The organism is Pectobacterium aquaticum, from assembly GCF_003382565.3.
Classification (GTDB): domain Bacteria; phylum Pseudomonadota; class Gammaproteobacteria; order Enterobacterales; family Enterobacteriaceae; genus Pectobacterium; species Pectobacterium aquaticum.
In genome coordinates, this window is record NZ_CP086253.1 from 45,766 (window position 1) to 63,022 (window position 17,257).

10 protein-coding genes and 2 pseudogenes are annotated in these 17,257 nt (G+C 53.8%); 6 read left to right on the forward strand and 6 right to left on the reverse strand.

From position 1 onward, the window contains the following. Positions 1–660: 660 nt before the first annotated feature. Positions 661–2,004 carry a 2-hydroxycarboxylate transporter family protein gene (locus tag DMB82_RS00215; RefSeq protein ID WP_116156236.1) on the reverse strand — a complete coding sequence of 448 codons (1,344 nt, stop codon included), beginning with the start codon at positions 2,002–2,004 and terminating at the stop codon, positions 661–663. A gap of 1,445 nt (positions 2,005–3,449) precedes the next feature. Here DMB82_RS00215 and dppA point away from each other — a divergent pair. The 5 genes from dppA (at position 3,450) to dppF (ending at position 9,224) form a co-directional block, all read left to right on the forward strand. Then, positions 3,450–5,057 (forward strand): dipeptide ABC transporter periplasmic-binding protein DppA, encoded by a 1,608-nt coding sequence (dppA, locus tag DMB82_RS00220; RefSeq protein WP_116156237.1) that lies wholly within the window; start codon positions 3,450–3,452, stop codon positions 5,055–5,057. A gap of 230 nt (positions 5,058–5,287) precedes the next feature. After that, positions 5,288–6,307 carry a dipeptide ABC transporter permease DppB gene (dppB, locus tag DMB82_RS00225; RefSeq protein ID WP_102117933.1) on the forward strand — a complete coding sequence of 340 codons (1,020 nt, stop codon included), beginning with the start codon at positions 5,288–5,290 and terminating at the stop codon, positions 6,305–6,307. A gap of 13 nt (positions 6,308–6,320) precedes the next feature. Next, positions 6,321–7,223, forward strand: coding sequence for a dipeptide ABC transporter permease DppC (gene dppC, locus DMB82_RS00230; protein WP_116163903.1), 903 nt, complete (start codon positions 6,321–6,323; stop codon positions 7,221–7,223). A 13-nt stretch (positions 7,224–7,236) separates the two neighbouring features. After that, positions 7,237–8,217: a dipeptide ABC transporter ATP-binding protein gene (dppD, locus tag DMB82_RS00235; RefSeq protein WP_116163905.1), complete on the forward strand. Its 981-nt coding sequence runs from the start codon at positions 7,237–7,239 to the stop codon at positions 8,215–8,217. Beyond that, positions 8,214–9,224 carry a dipeptide ABC transporter ATP-binding subunit DppF gene (gene dppF / locus DMB82_RS00240; RefSeq protein ID WP_116163907.1) on the forward strand — a complete coding sequence of 337 codons (1,011 nt, stop codon included), beginning with the start codon at positions 8,214–8,216 and terminating at the stop codon, positions 9,222–9,224. Before dppD ends, dppF begins: the two co-directional genes overlap by 4 nt. Before the next feature lie 105 nt (positions 9,225–9,329). Here dppF and DMB82_RS00245 read toward each other — a convergent pair. Continuing rightward, positions 9,330–9,980, reverse strand: a pseudogene (locus DMB82_RS00245) (RHS repeat-associated core domain-containing protein); the annotation flags it as partial. Here DMB82_RS00245 and DMB82_RS20735 point away from each other — a divergent pair. Further along, positions 9,948–10,247 (forward strand): annotated as a pseudogene (locus DMB82_RS20735) (SymE family type I addiction module toxin). The pseudogenes DMB82_RS00245 and DMB82_RS20735 overlap by 33 nt on opposite strands. 66 nt (positions 10,248–10,313) lie before the next feature. Here the strand turns inward: DMB82_RS20735 and DMB82_RS00255 are convergent. From DMB82_RS00255 to DMB82_RS00270, 4 genes are read right to left on the reverse strand one after another with little or no spacing between them, the layout of a single operon-like run. After that, the gene (locus DMB82_RS00255) at positions 10,314–10,607 is read right to left on the reverse strand and encodes a hypothetical protein (protein WP_116163909.1); all 294 of its coding nucleotides are present in this window, start codon (positions 10,605–10,607) and stop codon (positions 10,314–10,316) included. A gap of 8 nt (positions 10,608–10,615) precedes the next feature. Beyond that, a complete protein-coding gene (locus DMB82_RS00260) occupies positions 10,616–14,893 on the reverse strand; it encodes an RHS repeat-associated core domain-containing protein (RefSeq protein WP_228400024.1) in 4,278 nt (1,425 codons plus the stop codon). An 11-nt stretch (positions 14,894–14,904) separates the two neighbouring features. After that, positions 14,905–15,312: a DUF1795 domain-containing protein gene (locus tag DMB82_RS00265; protein WP_102117930.1), complete on the reverse strand. Its 408-nt coding sequence runs from the start codon at positions 15,310–15,312 to the stop codon at positions 14,905–14,907. Positions 15,313–15,320: 8 nt separating this feature from the next. Further along, a complete protein-coding gene (locus tag DMB82_RS00270; RefSeq protein WP_116163911.1) occupies positions 15,321–17,174 on the reverse strand; it encodes a type VI secretion system Vgr family protein in 1,854 nt (617 codons plus the stop codon). Between the last annotated feature and the right edge of the window lie 83 nt (positions 17,175–17,257).

The window sequence follows — 17,257 nt, forward strand, 5'->3', positions numbered from 1 at the left end:
CCATGTATTCAGCTGTATTAATTGGTTTCCCCATCTGTATGAGCCTGATTCTGATCATTTTCAAAAAGGTTAGGTAGTTGCGGTAAGCCAAACCGTTACCAATGGTTGCTGGCAGTGGCGTTTTTGTGGGTTGGATTCAAGTCGGCAGTGACCGAAACAGGCGCGGTGGTCGGACTGAACGGGGTCGTGTATACAATAAGCTTTACCTTTATTCTGGTGGTACTGTTGGTGGATTATTAGAAGGGATGCATGGTGTTAACAAGTGAATGTAAGACGGTTATGCGCTGGGGAGGTATAGCCTTAGTATCTTTTGCATATTATCTGTGGCTCTTTCTTGCTATTTTTCCGTTAGATGACAAGAGTCCCATGCTACAAGATAAGGTGGTTACTATCGAATATCATGAGGCTGTTATAGAAAATATTTACAAGGCCACAGATAACGTTATTGCGGTTGCTTTAATAGGTTTTCCTGTGTGTATGATCCTGATTCTGATCATTTTCAAAAAGGTTAGGTAGTTACGGTAAGCCAAACCGTTAACAATGGCTGCTGCCGGAAAAGCAGGACTCGCTGTGCCAATACTGTGAATAAATAGCGCTGAATAAATAAAAACGCCACGGCAATCACCGTGGCATTTTCGTTAGTGGGGAACCGTGGTTGGGTTAGACAACCCAGCCCAGCAGCAGCGTTGCGGCGATGACGGTAGAGGCACCGCCGATACGGGTGGCGATCTGTGCGAACGGCATCAGAGACATACGGTTAGAAGCGGACAGAATAGCCACATCACCCGTACCGCCCAGTCCGCTGTGGCACGTGGTCACGATGGACGCTTCAATTGGGTACATGTTCAGGTAAGGCGCAATCAGGAAGCTCACCAGCGCCATAGACAGCACCACAGAACCACAGACGATGACATAACCTACAGAGAATACTGCGACGACACTTTCCAGCGGGATATACAGCATGCCCAGCCCAATCATCAACGGCCACACCAGAGAGCTGGATACGAACTTGTAAACGCTGTGCGCGCCAGTTTCCATAATCGCAGGAATCACGCGTCCATATTTGCAGAACACGGCGATCAGAATCATCAGAACCGGGCCAGGGATGTGTACCAGTTTCTCAAACAGGCCACCGACGATGAAGAAGGCGCAAATCATCAACAGCCCGCCGCCCATCAGGTGAAAATCGACCGGTTTTGGCGCTTCGTTGACGGCAAACATTGTGTTGTCTTCATCGCTGCGAACCAGACGGCCTTCGCCGTTCAGATCCTTGCGGCGCATACCCAGACGGGACAGCACGCCGGCGCACAGAATCGCGAAGATGTTACCGACGACGGCAGCAGGCGCTAACTGAGCCACATACACATCTGGGGTTTGTCCCAGAATGGCAGAGTAGGCGAGAGATAATGGCAGGATGCCTTCACCAATACCACCACCGATGATTGGCACGATAATGAAGAAGAAGGTGTGATAGAAGCTGTAGCCGCAGAGTTTACCGACCAGTAAACCGGTTGCCAGCGCGGTTGCGGTGCCGACAACCAGCGGGACGAACATGCGCACCATTCCCTGAATCAGGATTTTGCGGTTCATACCCAGAATACTACCGACCACCAGACAAGCGATGACGAAATATAGGAAATTCGCCTCTTTCATCAGCAGGTGGACGGTTTTCATGGTGTTATCGTTGAACAGCTCAAAATACACCATCACGGAAGGCACCATCAGGCACAGAATGGCCGGGCCGCCGATATCTTTGAACACGGGAATGTTGCTGCCAATGTGCGCCAGTAAAAAACCCATCGTCATGATGACGGCGAAACCGCCAATCATATTTTTAGGCAAATATCCTTCGTAGGCCGCGATAGCGACAATGGCGGCAATCGCCATAAAAAGTGCAACGGGAACGGAGCCGATTTTCTTTTTAAAAAATCCCCCGATAAACGATTCTTGTGTTTCCAGAGCGAGATTGTTCTCACATAAAATATCAGTTTCAATTTTTTTCATTATATTCACCCTGCTAGGACAGTTGGTACAGAAAGAAATGACATACCTGCCGTGTAATATCGGTACGATATTGTTCGTGCATCGTTATTGATGCATCTTATTGGCTTTTTGCTCACCGATATCGGTGCGGCTATCGAGCATTGCTAATGCCAATGGCGGCGCGATATTTATTATCAGAAAGCAGAAAAACTCGTTTTTTATCAGTTAATAACAAAAAATAAGGAATGGTTGATATTATTTAACAATGAATCATTTAGGAGGGTAATCTAGCATGAGTAAATGTTAAAAATAATACGTTAATTACGTATTTGTGAACTTATCAGCAACTCTATTTTAAATAACTTATATTATTTTTTTGTAATTAAAATAATCTATTGAGAGGGAGTGGGGAATTAAAACAGAAGGAGAGGTAACTCACAGAGTGAAAAATACCACTTTATAGGAATAAGTAAATAGCGTGTTTTGATTTTAGTGAAAATATTTATTTAACTAAAATAGCCAATTAATTGTTGAGCAATATCATTGTCTCGCGGCTCGCCACCCCTGGCGACCCTACTGCGAACAGAATGCGTCCTCAACCCTGCATCAGTTACCTTTTTATCTATGCTTTATCTAACGGATGTCTTCAGCAACGGATCTCTGGTAACGGTTATCCCACAGATAAACAACGCTGGAGAAGGCCAGTTGGAGGAGGGGGAAAAGGCGTTTCTTCTGCCTCATAGAGTTTTTTTATGTAGCGTAGATAGTCATTTGGCTACTTATGGCATCGTGGTAAATATCAGAATTTCTTATTATCTGTCAGGATTTTCACCTGCCGTTAACGTTTTTAACAAAAAATAGTGCTCAAATCTTGGACATGTAAGACCAGATAACTATAGTTTTTTTAATGGTGATAATTTCTTTATGTCCGCAATGTATCAGTTTCTATCGCTGTTTTTTCATCAAAAAACAGGGAATATGCCTTACTTGAGGTGATGAACTTGTATTTTCTCTTTTAAGAAAATGTAAGGAAATTTTGTAAATCCTTACGGCTTATATTGACGTCACCGCCATCTGTTGAGAAATTGAGGGCGTCATAGGGATATAAGGAGGAAAGCAGCGGCTTGTCTGAATGATTCTACGTCTTCATCCAGCATCCGTGAGCGGGTTGTGGCGCTTCAAGGTATACGTTGTAGTTATTATGACTATATCTAACAGTGTGCGACTATCGGTTGTGGCAATCACCATTCCTCTCCCCATTATTTTAATTTTGCCTTCGGGCGACAGGGTACAGACCACAGTTCTTAAAAATACAGGTCTGGCCAACCATACCCAATTGATTTCGAGATGCAGGACGGACTATCAGCGCTGTTAACCACTACGTTTTTAACGACAGTATTAACGCGTATGCAGCTTGGAGTATGGCGGGTATAGCACACAACATCATCCACAATGGAGCACAAGTAATGGAAAAATCCCTAGTTAGATCAAGGGTGTTGAAGTTCGGCCTTGGCTTGCTCGCCATGTCCGTCGCTGCAGGCGTTCAGGCAAAAACGCTGGTGTACTGCTCAGAAGGCTCCCCAGAAGGTTTTAACCCGCAGCTGTTCACCTCCGGTACAACGTTTGATGCCAGCTCTATTCCTATTTATAACCGCCTGGTGGAATTTAAAGACGGCACCACGGACACCGGTCCGGGTCTGGCTGAAAAATGGGATATTAGCGAAGACGGCAAAACCTATACTTTCCATCTGCGCAAAGGCGTGAAATGGCAAGACAGCAAGGATTTCAAACCTTCTCGTGAATTCAATGCCGATGACGTGATTTTCTCCTTCATGCGTCAGCAGGATGCCAACCATCCGTACCACAAAGTATCTGGCGGCAGCTATGAATACTATCAAGGTATGGGTATGCCGGAACTGGTCAGCAAAATCGAAAAAGTCGACAATTACACCGTTCGCTTTGTGCTGAACCGCCCTGAAGCGCCGTTCCTGGCAAACCTGGCGATGGACTTCGCTTCCATCATGTCAGCGGAATACGCGGATAAGATGCTGAAAGCCGGTACGCCAGAGAAGATTGACCTGAACCCAATCGGTACAGGCCCGTTCCAGCTGCAGCAGTACCAGAAAGATTCCCGTATTCTGTACAAAGCCTTTGAAGGCTTCTGGGGCACCAAGCCGGGCATTGACCGTCTGGTCTTCTCTATCACGCCAGATGCTTCCGTACGTTACGCCAAGCTGCAAAAAGACGAATGCCAGATCATGCCGTATCCAAACCCGGCCGATCTTGCCCGCATGAAAGAAGACAAAAACATCACGTTGCTGGAAAAGCCGGGCCTGAACGTCGGCTACCTGTCTTACAACGTTGAGAAAAAACCGCTGGATAACGTCAAGATTCGCCAGGCGCTGAACTATGCGGTGAACAAGTCTGCCATCATTGAGGCGGTCTATCAGGGGGCTGGTCAGTCCGCAACTAACCTGATCCCGCCGACTATGTGGGGCTACAACAACGACGTTAAAGACTACAGCTACGATCCTGAAAAAGCGAAAGCCCTGCTGAAAGAAGCAGGTATGGCTGACGGTTTCGCTATCGACCTGTGGGCAATGCCAGTACAGCGTCCGTACAACCCGAACGCCCGTCGTATGGCGGAAATGATTCAGTCCGACTGGGCGAAAGTGGGCGTGAAAGCCAAGATCGTCACCTACGAGTGGGGCGAGTATCTGAAGCGCGCGAAAGACGGCGAGCACCAGACCGTGCTGATGGGCTGGACTGGCGACAATGGGGATCCAGATAACTTCTTCGCGACCCTGTTCAGCTGCGACGCGGCCAAAAATGGCTCCAACTACTCCAAGTGGTGCTACAAGCCGTTTGAAGATTTGATCCAACCGGCGCGCGCTGTTTCCGATCACGAAAAACGTGTTGAGCTGTACAAGCAGGCGCAGGTTGTGATGCACGATCAGGCTCCGGCGCTGATTGTTGCGCACTCCACCGTGTACGAGCCAGTGCGTAAAAACGTGAAAGGTTATGTGATTCAGTCGCGTGGCGTGCATAGCTTCAACAACGTGACGTTGGATTAAGTCAGCCACTCGTTTTTCACGGACATTAAAAACCCCGACCTTGCGGTCTCTCGTTAGAGGAGCCGTGGAGGCGGGGTTTCTTGCCCGTTAAATTTTATGGTGGACTTCCTGCCATCACCCTGTTGGCCGTCGCGCACGACGTTAAAATCGCATCTGGCGATTTTTTATCTGTGAGCAATGATAAGCCTGATGGCCAATGAGCCAACGGGCATGAATAGAGAGTTCGGGATATGTTGCAGTTCATACTCCGGCGTTTGGGGCTGGTTATCCCAACGTTTATTGGTATCACCCTATTGACCTTCGCATTCGTGCACATGATTCCGGGCGACCCGGTGATGATCATGGCGGGGGAACGAGGTATCTCCGCCGAGCGCCATGCGCAATTGCTGGCTGAAATGGGGCTGGATAAGCCGCTTTGGCAGCAATACCTCCACTATATTGGCGGTGTGATGCAGGGCGATCTGGGGATCTCCCTCAAGAGTCGCATCCCCGTGTGGGAAGAATTTGTGCCTCGCTTCAAAGCGACGCTGGAACTGGGTATCTGCGCGATGATGTTTGCTATTGCAGTGGGGATTCCTGTTGGCGTGTTGGCTGCGGTCAAACGCGGTTCCATTTTCGATCATACCTCTGTTGGCCTGGCACTGACGGGCTACTCCATGCCTATCTTCTGGTGGGGTATGATGCTGATTATGCTGGTTTCCGTTCAGCTCAATCTGACGCCCGTCTCGGGACGCGTCAGCGACACGATTTTCCTTGATGACAGTATGCCGCTGACCGGCTTTATGCTGATCGATACCCTGTTCTGGGGTGAGGAAGGTGACTTTATCGACGCCGTTCAACACATGATCCTGCCTGCCATCGTGCTGGGCACCATTCCGCTGGCGGTGATTGTGCGTATGACGCGCTCTGCGATGCTGGAAGTGCTGGGCGAGGACTACATTCGTACTGCTCGCGCCAAAGGGCTGAGCCGTCTGCGTGTGATTGTGGTGCACGCGTTGCGTAATGCGATGCTGCCGGTGGTAACGGTGATTGGTTTACAGGTCGGCACCATGCTGGCCGGGGCGATCCTGACGGAAACCATTTTCTCCTGGCCGGGGCTGGGACGGTGGTTGATCGATGCATTGCAGCGTCGTGACTATCCGGTGGTTCAGGGCGGCGTACTGCTGGTGGCAACCATGATCATTCTGGTGAACCTGCTGGTCGATGTGCTCTACGGTGTGGTTAACCCACGCATCCGTCACAAGAAATAAGGGGAAGGCTAAGATGACACACGTCACTGAACCTGTTGTAAATAGCGCACCGAAGCCGATGACCCCGCTACAGGAATTCTGGCACTATTTTAAACGTAACAAAGGGGCGGTCGTTGGCATGGTGTATGTCGTGCTGATGCTGATTATCGCCATTGGTGCCAACGTACTGGCACCGCACGCGCCCGCCGAGCAGTTCCGCGATGCGCTGCTGCGTCCGCCGGTCTGGCAAGAAGGCGGAAGCTGGCAGTTTATTCTGGGAACGGACGACGTCGGGCGTGATGTCCTGTCCCGTCTGATGTACGGCGCGCGTCTGTCGCTGCTGGTTGGCTGTCTGGTCGTCGCGCTGTCGCTGGTGCTGGGGGTGATCTTCGGCCTGCTGGCCGGATATTTCGGCGGTGTGGTCGATGCGCTCATCATGCGTATCGTCGATATCATGCTGGCACTGCCAAGCCTGCTGCTGGCGCTGGTGCTGGTGGCCGTCTTTGGGCCTTCGATTGTGAATGCCTCGCTGGCGCTGACCTTCGTGGCGTTGCCGCACTATGTCCGTTTGACCCGTGCAGCGGTGCTGGTGGAAGTTAGTCGCGATTACGTCACGGCTTCACGCGTGGCGGGAGCGAGTTCGGCACGCCAGATGTTCGTCAACATTCTTCCTAACTGTCTGGCACCGTTGATTGTGCAGGCTTCTCTCGGCTTTTCTAACGCCATTCTCGATATGGCTGCTTTGGGTTTCCTCGGTATGGGTGCACAGCCGCCAACGCCAGAGTGGGGCACCATGCTGTCGGACGTTTTGCAGTTTGCGCAAAGCGCCTGGTGGGTGGTAACGTTCCCCGGTCTGGCAATCTTACTGACGGTATTGGCGTTTAACCTGATGGGGGACGGCTTGCGTGACGCTCTCGACCCCAAACTCAAGCAGTAGTAGAGGTAGAGAGATGGCGTTGCTCAATGTAGATAAACTGTCGGTTCACTTTGGTGATGAAGATCTGCCGTTTCGTGCGGTCGATCGTATCAGCTACCAGGTGGAACAAGGTCAGGTGGTCGGTATCGTCGGGGAATCCGGCTCCGGTAAATCCGTCAGCTCGCTGGCGATTATGGGACTGATTGATTACCCCGGCAAAGTGATGGCCGACAAGCTGGAATTTAACCAGCGTGATTTAACAAGAATTTCTGAGAAAGAACGGCGTAATCTGGTGGGTTCTGAAGTCGCGATGATTTTCCAGGACCCGATGACCAGCCTGAACCCGTGTTACACCGTGGGCTACCAGATCATGGAAGCTATCAAGGTGCATCAGGGCGGTAACCGCAAAACCCGTCGTCAGCGAGCGATTGACCTGCTGACGCTGGTCGGGATCCCCGATCCGGCTTCGCGTCTTGACGTGTATCCGCACCAGCTTTCCGGCGGGATGAGCCAGCGCGTGATGATCGCAATGGCAATTGCCTGCCGGCCGAAGCTGCTGATTGCCGATGAGCCAACGACGGCGCTCGACGTGACCATTCAGGCGCAGATCATCGAACTGCTGCTCGAATTGCAACAGCGCGAAAACATGGCGCTGATCCTGATTACGCACGATTTAGCGCTGGTGGCTGAAGCGGCACACCACATCATCGTGATGTATGCCGGGCAGGTTGTGGAATCAGGCAAAGCCGCGGATATTTTCAGCGCGCCGCGTCATCCGTATACCCAGGCGTTGCTGCGTGCGCTGCCGGAGTTTGCGGCAGATAAATCCCGACTGGCATCGTTGCCGGGTGTGGTACCGGGTAAATATGACCGCCCGAACGGCTGTCTGTTAAACCCGCGCTGCCCCTATGCGCAGGACCGCTGCCGTCAGGAAGAACCAGCACTGCGCGATATTCCTGGTCGTCAGGTGAAATGTCATACACCGCTCGATGATGCGGGGAGGCCAACCCTATGAGTGAACTGAACGCACCATCGCAGCCGTATTTGCTGCATGCGATTGATTTGAAGAAACACTATCCGGTGAAAAAGGGCTTTTTCGCGCCAGAGCGGATGGTGAAAGCGCTGGACGGCGTATCCTTTACGCTGGAACGCGGTAAAACGCTGGCGGTGGTGGGAGAATCTGGTTGTGGAAAATCCACGCTGGGTCGCCTGCTGACGATGATTGAAACCCCATCGGATGGCGAGCTGTACTATCAGGGGCAGGATCTGCTGAAGCACGATCCGCAAGCGCAGAAACTGCGTCGGCAGAAGATCCAGATCGTTTTCCAGAATCCGTATGGATCGCTCAATCCACGTAAGAAAGTCGGTCAGATCCTGGAAGAACCGCTCCAGATCAACACAGAGCTGTCAAAAGCCGAACGCCGTGAAAAAGCGCTGGCGATGATGGCGAAAGTGGGGCTGAAAACGGAGCATTACGATCGCTACCCACATATGTTCTCTGGCGGCCAGCGTCAACGTATTGCTATCGCCCGTGGATTGATGCTGGACCCAGACGTGGTGATTGCTGATGAACCCGTTTCAGCGCTGGACGTGTCGGTTCGCGCACAGGTGCTGAACCTGATGATGGACTTGCAGCAGGACTTGGGGCTGTCTTACGTCTTCATCTCGCACGATCTTTCCGTCGTTGAACATATCGCTGATGAAGTGATGGTGATGTATCTGGGCCGCTGTGTGGAGAAGGGCAGTAAAGATGCCATTTTCAACAACCCGCGTCACCCGTATACGCAGGCGTTACTTTCCGCGACGCCGCGCCTGAACCCAGATTTACGCCGCGAGCGTATCAAGCTGACGGGTGAGCTGCCTAGTCCACTGAATCCACCACCGGGCTGCGCGTTCAATGCCCGCTGTCAGCGCAGCTTCAGCACCTGCACCCAGTTCCAGCCGCAGCTTAAAACCTACGGTGAACAGCAGGTCGCCTGCTTCGCTGTCGATCAGGACGAACAGGGTACCGCTGTCGCCTAGTTTGCCTTCAACTCACCTACGCTGTTAAGGCGTAGGTGAGTGGGAAGTGGGTTTTACCTGACTGCTGCTGTGTATGTATTCCGCTAAATTTAACCTGACTTCAGCGATTCGTCTCTCCTGTTGCTGACCGCTCATGTCACGGGTCAGCCTGCCCATCACGTCATATTCCCGCTGCTGTAGGAACTCACCGCCTGAACGGGAGGCTTCGCGCCCGGCGGCATCATGAGCAAGGGTGAGCTCTGCGCCGTCTGGCAACTGTACCTGCCGCAGCTCACCCGCTGCGCTGTAGCTGAAGGTGCTGGTCAGCTCTTCATCGCGCTCATCTTCTCTGGCCAGCGTTCGCGTTACGGTGCGTGCGGTATCATCAAACTGTCGGGTGATAAGCGAGCCGTTCAGCCACTCCCGCACCACCCGGTCACGGAGGTCATACTCCAGTTGGAGATGACTGGTAGCAGAGGTGACTTCGACTAGCCTGCCAGCCGCGTCATAACGGTAGTGCAGGGTATCGTCTGGTGCGGTTTCTTTGATGAGCAACCCGCGTCCGTCATACAGGAAGTGGCGGGTTTCGCCTTCGCCATTACGGATGGCGATGCAGTGGCCGTCTTCGTCATAGGTGTAGTGGGTGTCGGTGCCCGCCATATCCCGCTCGCGGATGACCCGCGCATCGGCATCCAGCCACCATTGCCAGCGGCTGCCGTCCGGGGCGACAACGGCGACCAGTTGCTGGCTCTCTTTGTCGTACTCGTAACGCCAGGTGTCATAGTAAATAAAACAACCAAAACAGCGCGTTACTACACGGTGGGATACGCCCGCACAAACCTGTTATAACAGGTTTGAACAGCTTGAGCTGGCCCGCAAGGGCGAGTCTCAGAATGAGACGAGTAAAACGGCAGGCCCAACCCGCCGTCAGCGATTAACCTTAAAGGTCGCTGGCTGGAGGAGTCGGGTTTTATGACCGGGATGCCGATCACCGTGACGGTGGAGCGCGGAAGGATAGTGATTGAGGTGGAGATTAATCTCTGATCGTTGCACTTAACAGCAGGTAAAATAAAGCCGGAAGGATCGTGGGATCGCTTCCGGTTTGTTTTATTAGTCACCACTAACTCTGATATAGATTATTTTTTTACTTAGCAACGATTTTATTTCTTCTATTTTTCTTTCTTCCAATGAATTATTCTCACAGATCGCAATAAATTCATTTATAAACAAAACAGCATCACCACCTTTAAATAAACAGTCGGTGCGATAATAATCTTTTATTTTCCTTAATTGTTTAAAGCTACTCCATCTTGTTGAATTGGAAAATATTGAAGAATGTAAAGATTCACTAATATTAAAATGAAACATCTCATCGTCAAATTTTATTTGAAAATCCAAAGACATACTTTTCCTCACAATATTAAGTCAGTTGTTTTTACATCCCTGAATACACTTTGTGGGAATGCAGTAACCAAATCACCATTAGATTCAACAACAACCCTAACCTTTGTCGAAGCCTCGCCTTCAGGTGTTCGCCCGACAGTTCTTGGCAATGTTTTTTCATAAACAAACCTAGACCCATCCCGCGTAATTCGGTCAGGATTACGGAATACATTTCTTACCGTTGATTTCCATTCAGCATTTCCTATCGTCCATTTACTTTTATGATCCCAGCCAATTTTATTACCCACATGTCGATCTTTAACGTGCTGTACTCCATCACGAGTTAAATTGACTTTAGATGGCAATGGACATTTAGCGAGACCTAGTGGGTCGATCCAACTAATAGGATTAGGCGCGTAAGCATAGTTACTCTCACCCCCCGCTACCCCTATCGGGTCAGGCGAGACGTAGCATCCACCCGTCGGGTCGTAGTACCGAAAACGGTTATAACATAGCCCGCTTTCGGTGTCACGGTACTGTCCGGCAAAGGCAAGGCCCGGGTCGGCAGGGTCTTCCGTGGAGCCTGGTCGCTGGCCCCAGAGGGTGCTTTTGGGTGCCTGCCAGCGCAGGGTACCGTCGGGCCGGTACAGAGCCTGCGGTTCACCGTTCTGGCTGCTGGTGACAAAGTCGGTTTCCCAGCGTCCGTCAGCATTCTGGCGCTGCTGAACCAGCAACTCCCAGCCGTTGTGTACCCAGTGGCGGCGGGCAACGCGTTCACCGCTGCGGTAATGGCGCACTTCGGCTATCTGGTCGCCGTCCCACAGGTAGAGGATATCGTCCTGCGTCTGCTCACAGCGTTTGCCGGTGCGCCGCCCGAACGGGTCATAACGATAGAACCAGCGTTCGCCCGTCGGGGTGTCAACGACTCTGAGCTGGTTACGGCTGTCCCAGCGGTAGTGCCAGACCTGAGGACGGTAGCCCGGCTGAACCACCTGTTTACGGATGAGCCGCCCGGCTTTGTCATATTGGTAGTGGGTATCGTCGTGCTGAGTCAGCCTGCCCGCCTGCCATTCGGTGAGTCGTGCGGTATCCTGCGGCAGGCCGTTACGGGTATAGCGATAGGCTTCGTCGGTTTCGACCGCACGCCCTGCACCGCCGCTCAGGACGGACAGCACGCGCCCGGTAGCGTCCAGACGATAGCCTCGGGTTTCACGGTTATGGCGAACGCCAGCCAGATTGCCAGCTCCGTCATACAGATATTCCCTTGTCTGTGTGGCATGCAGGCGCCCATCCTGCTGCTGACCGCTCATCTCACGCGTCAGCCAGCCCATCACGTCATATTCGCGGTGCTGGACAAACGCCCCGCCTGAACGGGAGGCTTCCCGCCCGGCGGCGTCATGGACAAGGGTGAGCTCCGTGCCGTCCGGCAACTGTACCTGTTGCAGTTCACCCGCTGCGCTATAGCTGAACGTGCTGGTCAGCGCGTCATCACGCTCATCTTCTCTGGCTAGCGTCCGCGTTACGGTGCGTGCGGTATCATCAAACTGCCGGGTGAGCAGGGTGCCGTTCAGCCATTCCCGCACTACCCGGTCACGGAGGTCATACTCCAGTTGGACGTGGCTGGTAGCAGAGGTGACTTCGACTAGCCTGCCTGCGGCGTCATAGCGATAATGCAGAGTATCGTCCGGCGCGGTTTCTTTGATGAGCAACCCGCGTCCGTCATACAGGAAGTGGCGGGTTTCGCCTTCGCCATTACGGATGGCGATGCAGTGGCCGTCTTCGTCATAGGTGTAGTGGGTGTCGGTGCCCGCCATATCCCGCTCGCGGATGACCCGCGCATCGGCATCCAGCCACCATTGCCAGCGGCTGCCGTCCGGGGCGACAACGGCGACCAGTTGCTGGCTCTCTTTGTCGTACTCGTAACGCCAGGTGCGATCTTGTGCATCCGTCCGCGAGGTGAGCAGGTCAAAGGGGCCGTAGCTCTGACGCCACAGTGCCCCGTTGCCGTCCACCGTGCTCAGCAGGTTGTTATGCTTGTCGTATTGGCGTTGTTCTTGTTTGTCGTCGGGGCGTATCAGTTGCTCCGGCAGCTTCCAGCTTGCACGGCGGTATCCCAGACGGAATTGTGCTCCGTCTGGCCGCTGCCACTGCACGACTCTGTCCTGCTGGTCATAGCGTAGCTGCTGGGTACGCCCGAGCGCATCGCTGGCACTCAGCAACCGTTGACGATGATCGTAACGCAGCCGTGCCTGAACCTCGCCCGCCTGATCGCTCACCTGCGTCAGCAGGCCGTGGCGGTTCCAGGTAAATCGTACTTCGCGAGTATCCGGCCCCGTGAGCTTCTCCGGGTTGCCCGCCTCATCGAACGCCCATTGCCAGATACGCCCCAGTGGGTCGGTGATACCGCATAACCGCTGAGCGTCGTCGTAGTCATAGGCCCAGGCATGACCGCTGCCGTCGGTGAAAGCGCTCACCAGACCGCTGTCGTCCAGATAGGTGAACTCAACCACCCGGCCTGCGGGGGAAATCTCACGCAACAGGTTGCCGTGGTCGTCGTAGTCGTAGCGGGTGACGTGCCCTAACGGAGATTTTTCCCAGCTCATCAGCGACAGCGCGTTGAAACCAAATTCGCTGCGCTGACCTAATCCGTCGGTCATGACCACGCGGTCATCGAGATAGTCAAAACGCGCGGTCAGGTAGCCGTCAGCACAGGTGGTGTAAACGCAGCGACCCTGATAGTCATACTCGTAACGCGCCCAGGTCTGGTCGTTGTCATGCCAGCGCGTGAGTCGGTTTTCGTTGTCATAGTCGTAGAACAGGTGATAGGCATGGGTGGCATCGGCCTCAATCAGTCGCCCCTGTTCATCCTGCCGGTATTCGGCCAGTACGGTTTTTTGTCCGGCATCAATGCGCTGTATCTGGTGTAGGTAATCTCCCCGCCATACCAGCAGCAGCTCGATACCATCACTGTGTTGCACTTTGCGCAGATAGCCTTTTGGATCGCGGATCAGGGTAATGCGGTTGTCGTGCGGGTCGCGCACGGACGACAGAAGCAGCCGATCGCCCTGAGGCACATCGAACTCACGCCAGGTGAGGCTGTCACGGTCCCACAGGCTAAATCCCTCTGCACGCCGATGCAGAGTAAAGGCCGGATAGAGCGGACAAAATACCGCCTGCACATCCTGATGGAAGGTGAAATCAATGTCGTATCCCTGTGCCAGCGTGATAACGACGTGGGTATTCAGGCCGTCGTGGCTGACGTATGCGGCTTCGCTCCAGGTGTCATACCAGCCGCGTCCTAGCAGGCCGGTATGGGTGGCGGCAGAGCGGTAAGTGCGCTCAAAAAGCAGAGGAAGTGTTTGCCCCAGTTCGAGATCCAGACGCATCTCGATCACATCCCCGCTGGGAATATAGACCGGATCTTTTAGAAAGCCCCGAGTGGCTTCCTTAATACGTGCCAACCCTTTGCTATTTTTAAACCCTTTGCTGGCACACCGAGCCGCTCTCCGTAGCCCCACCGCCGTTCTTAACGCCCCCATGCGAATGCCTTTGAGCACCGCGGTTGGCCCACGTGTAAATAGCTTCCCTAGCCCTTTGAACATGCCCCGGCTGGGCGGTACCAGAAATTCCACGGCTATCAGCAGCGCTTTTTCCCACCAGCTGAATTCGTCACTAATATCCAGACAGGTTTGCTGACCGGAGCCAAAAAAGACGGTGGATGCCCCTTCTTTGATGGTGGCACCACAGACGGTTTTATCGTCGATACGTGCTGCTGGCGAGCCATTGACGTAGACGGTTTCACTGCCTTGCGCAATCAACTGGGGCGAGTTGTGTTTGGTGCAGGCTACCGTATCAACCTCAGCACGGGAAATGGGCTTTTTCTCCGCAAACACGGTGTCTGAGCCAGAATCGACGGGCCCAAACGGCGGGGCGCCGCTGTCTACCATGGCAGAAACTTTGCTGGAGACGCTGCTAATCAGTCCCCCTAGCAGGCTGACTGCACCAAACCCCACCGCAAGTTTGACTGCCCCGACAACCAGTGCCGCCCCCATGCCGCCCGTCCCGACAACAGCGACGGCAATGGCACCTGCCACGGCAGCCGCTGCGGCAAAGGCTACGGCTGCTACAACCGCCCCTGCGATAGCCCCAGCCAGCGCACCGAGAAAACTTTTGTGCTTGATGGTTTTGCCCGGTGATGTCGGTGCTTTTCCCTGGCCCGGTTGAGGACGACCGGCCGGCGGTGTCGGGCCTTTGCCTGCATGCATGGCCCCCACGCGGGCAACACGGTTCAGAATATCACTCAGCATGATGACTCCTTTCAGGCAGTGGCTTTAAAGGTCTCGACCACCGCCAGCATCGCCGTTTTCTGCTCCGCACTGAGCTCGCCCGCCACGGTTACGGTAAACGTCAGCAATAACTCACCGCGTACCTGCATCACGACAACCTGATGCATCGGCCCTTCTGGTGACCGCCAGGTATATTCCAGTCCGTGTGCGGGTTGCCCATCCAGCGTCAATACCCAAACGCTGCGCTCTTCATACCCTTTTAGGTGTGCCGCAAACTGGCCCAACGTCTGCTGATAAACCGTCTCTGCTGTCAGGCCGAAGTCAATCGGAGTCCGGTTGACAACCAGGTTGATGGCATCGCCCGGCAGAACAAAAACATGGAGTGATTCATCGCGCCAATCGGCGGGGATAGCCAGCGTCCCTTCATTCATCTGATACATAGTCATCCTTAATTCAAATCGATACGGGTGCCGTTCAGCGTCAGGTTATTCCCGACGATCTCAATATCCCCGCTGTGCTTGATTGATATATAGCCCGCACCCGTACCAATCTGAATGCTGCCATCTTCGGCGTGGATAAAGATATCGTTCGTCACCCTCAGCGTTTCGTTGTCTTCCACGACGGTGCTCCGGTTTTTCTTCACCACCACCGTTTGCTCCCCCTGGATCTCAGTAATCTGATCGGCAATGACGGAAACCGTCTGGTTCTGCTGCACGACGACCGTCTGATCGCGGCCAATGTTTTCGTTGTGATCCACATTCACCGATGTACTGCGGTTATTCAGCACTACGGTGTTCATGTCTTTCTGAGCATGAATAAACACTTCTTCCTGACCAGCCTGATCTTCAAAGCGCAGTTCGTTGAACCCTGCGCCTTTGTGGGTTGATGTGCGGATTGAGGTGCGCGTCTTGTTGGCGGGCAGCGGATAGGGCGATGGATTGGTGGCGTGGAAGGTTCTGCCCGTCACGATCGGCTGGTCTGGATCGCCTTCGAGGAAACTCACAATGACTTCATGGCCGATGCGCGGAATAGCGATCAGGCCGTACTGACCACCGGCCCAGCCTTGGCTGACGCGAACCCAGCAGGAGCTCTGGTCATCGCTCGCACCGTAGCGATCCCACGGGAATTGCAGTTTTACCCGGCCATACTGGTCGCAGTAAATCTCTTCACCCGCCGGGCCGACGACGGTGGCGATTTGCGGGCCGTCTACCATCGGCTTGTACGGCAGATCAGCACGCCAGGTGCTTTTGGCGCTGATGACCTCGAAGCTGTTGCTGTAGGTGGTCGGTTCACCGCCACTTTCTTCTTCCAGCGCCTGCGGCTGCTGCCCGCTGTGGGTAATGGCCACCAGTTGCCAGCCGGTATTGAGTGCCGGGTTGGGGTGTTCGGTTAAAGCAAAACTGCTGCCGGGCATCAGTTCAGCGGCATTGGATTCACCGGAACCGGTCATGGCACCCGCCCGCAGTGCGTCCAGCCGGTAGCCGGTAAAGGCCTTGCCGCTCGGGTCTTGTTTAAAGCGCCCCGGGTAGTCGAAGTGCTGATAGCTTTCGCGCTGGTGCGTCAGCTCGCCGCTCATCTTGCTGTGCAGCAGACCATAGGCGGGGGTTTTGAAGCTGTAATCCTTGAGGGCGACTTCTGCGGTACTGACGGCTTCGGCATAGCGGAAGCGGTTTACGTACGGCCCTTCGCTGAGACCCTGTGTGGCAAGGTTGAAAAACAGTTCAGAGCCTTTGCTGAGCGCCCCGGCATCATCCGCAAAGACGACGCGGTGTTTGCCTTCCTCAAATTCATGGAAGAAGTACAGGCCTTCTTCTGCGGCCAGTCGGGTGACGAACGCCAAATCGCTTTCCCGATACTGCACGCAGTATTCGCGGGGCGCGTGGTCGTGACGCAGCGCAAAGGCATAATCGGTAATGCCAGACTCTTCCAGCAACGTACCGATAATGACTTCCGGCTTTTGCGCCTGAAAGATGCGGGCGTTGGTACGCAGCCCCAGCCGCCACAACGCCGGACGGACTTCCGCCTGATAGCGCGTGCGGCGAAAGCCGGTGTCGCCCTGTGCAAAGGCGCTGACAATGCCACTCACTCGCCGTTGGAGTATGCCTTCATACCACACCATCAACTCACACGGCTGGTCAAGCACCGTACCAAAATCCATATCCGGCAAGGCACTCGCCAGATTCAGCGACAGGGCAAACGGCTGGTTAAGCGCTTCGCTGAGCTGAAAATCCACCACGGCAAATGTCGGGGCAGGCAATGCGCCGACCTTTACCGTGAACTGTAATCCTGTACTGTTTGCCACGTTTATTCCCTCGCGTCCCGTGATGAAAACCGTGTTGTCTGCACTCAGGTCTGGGAGAATCAGACCTCAGGGCAGTGCACGCA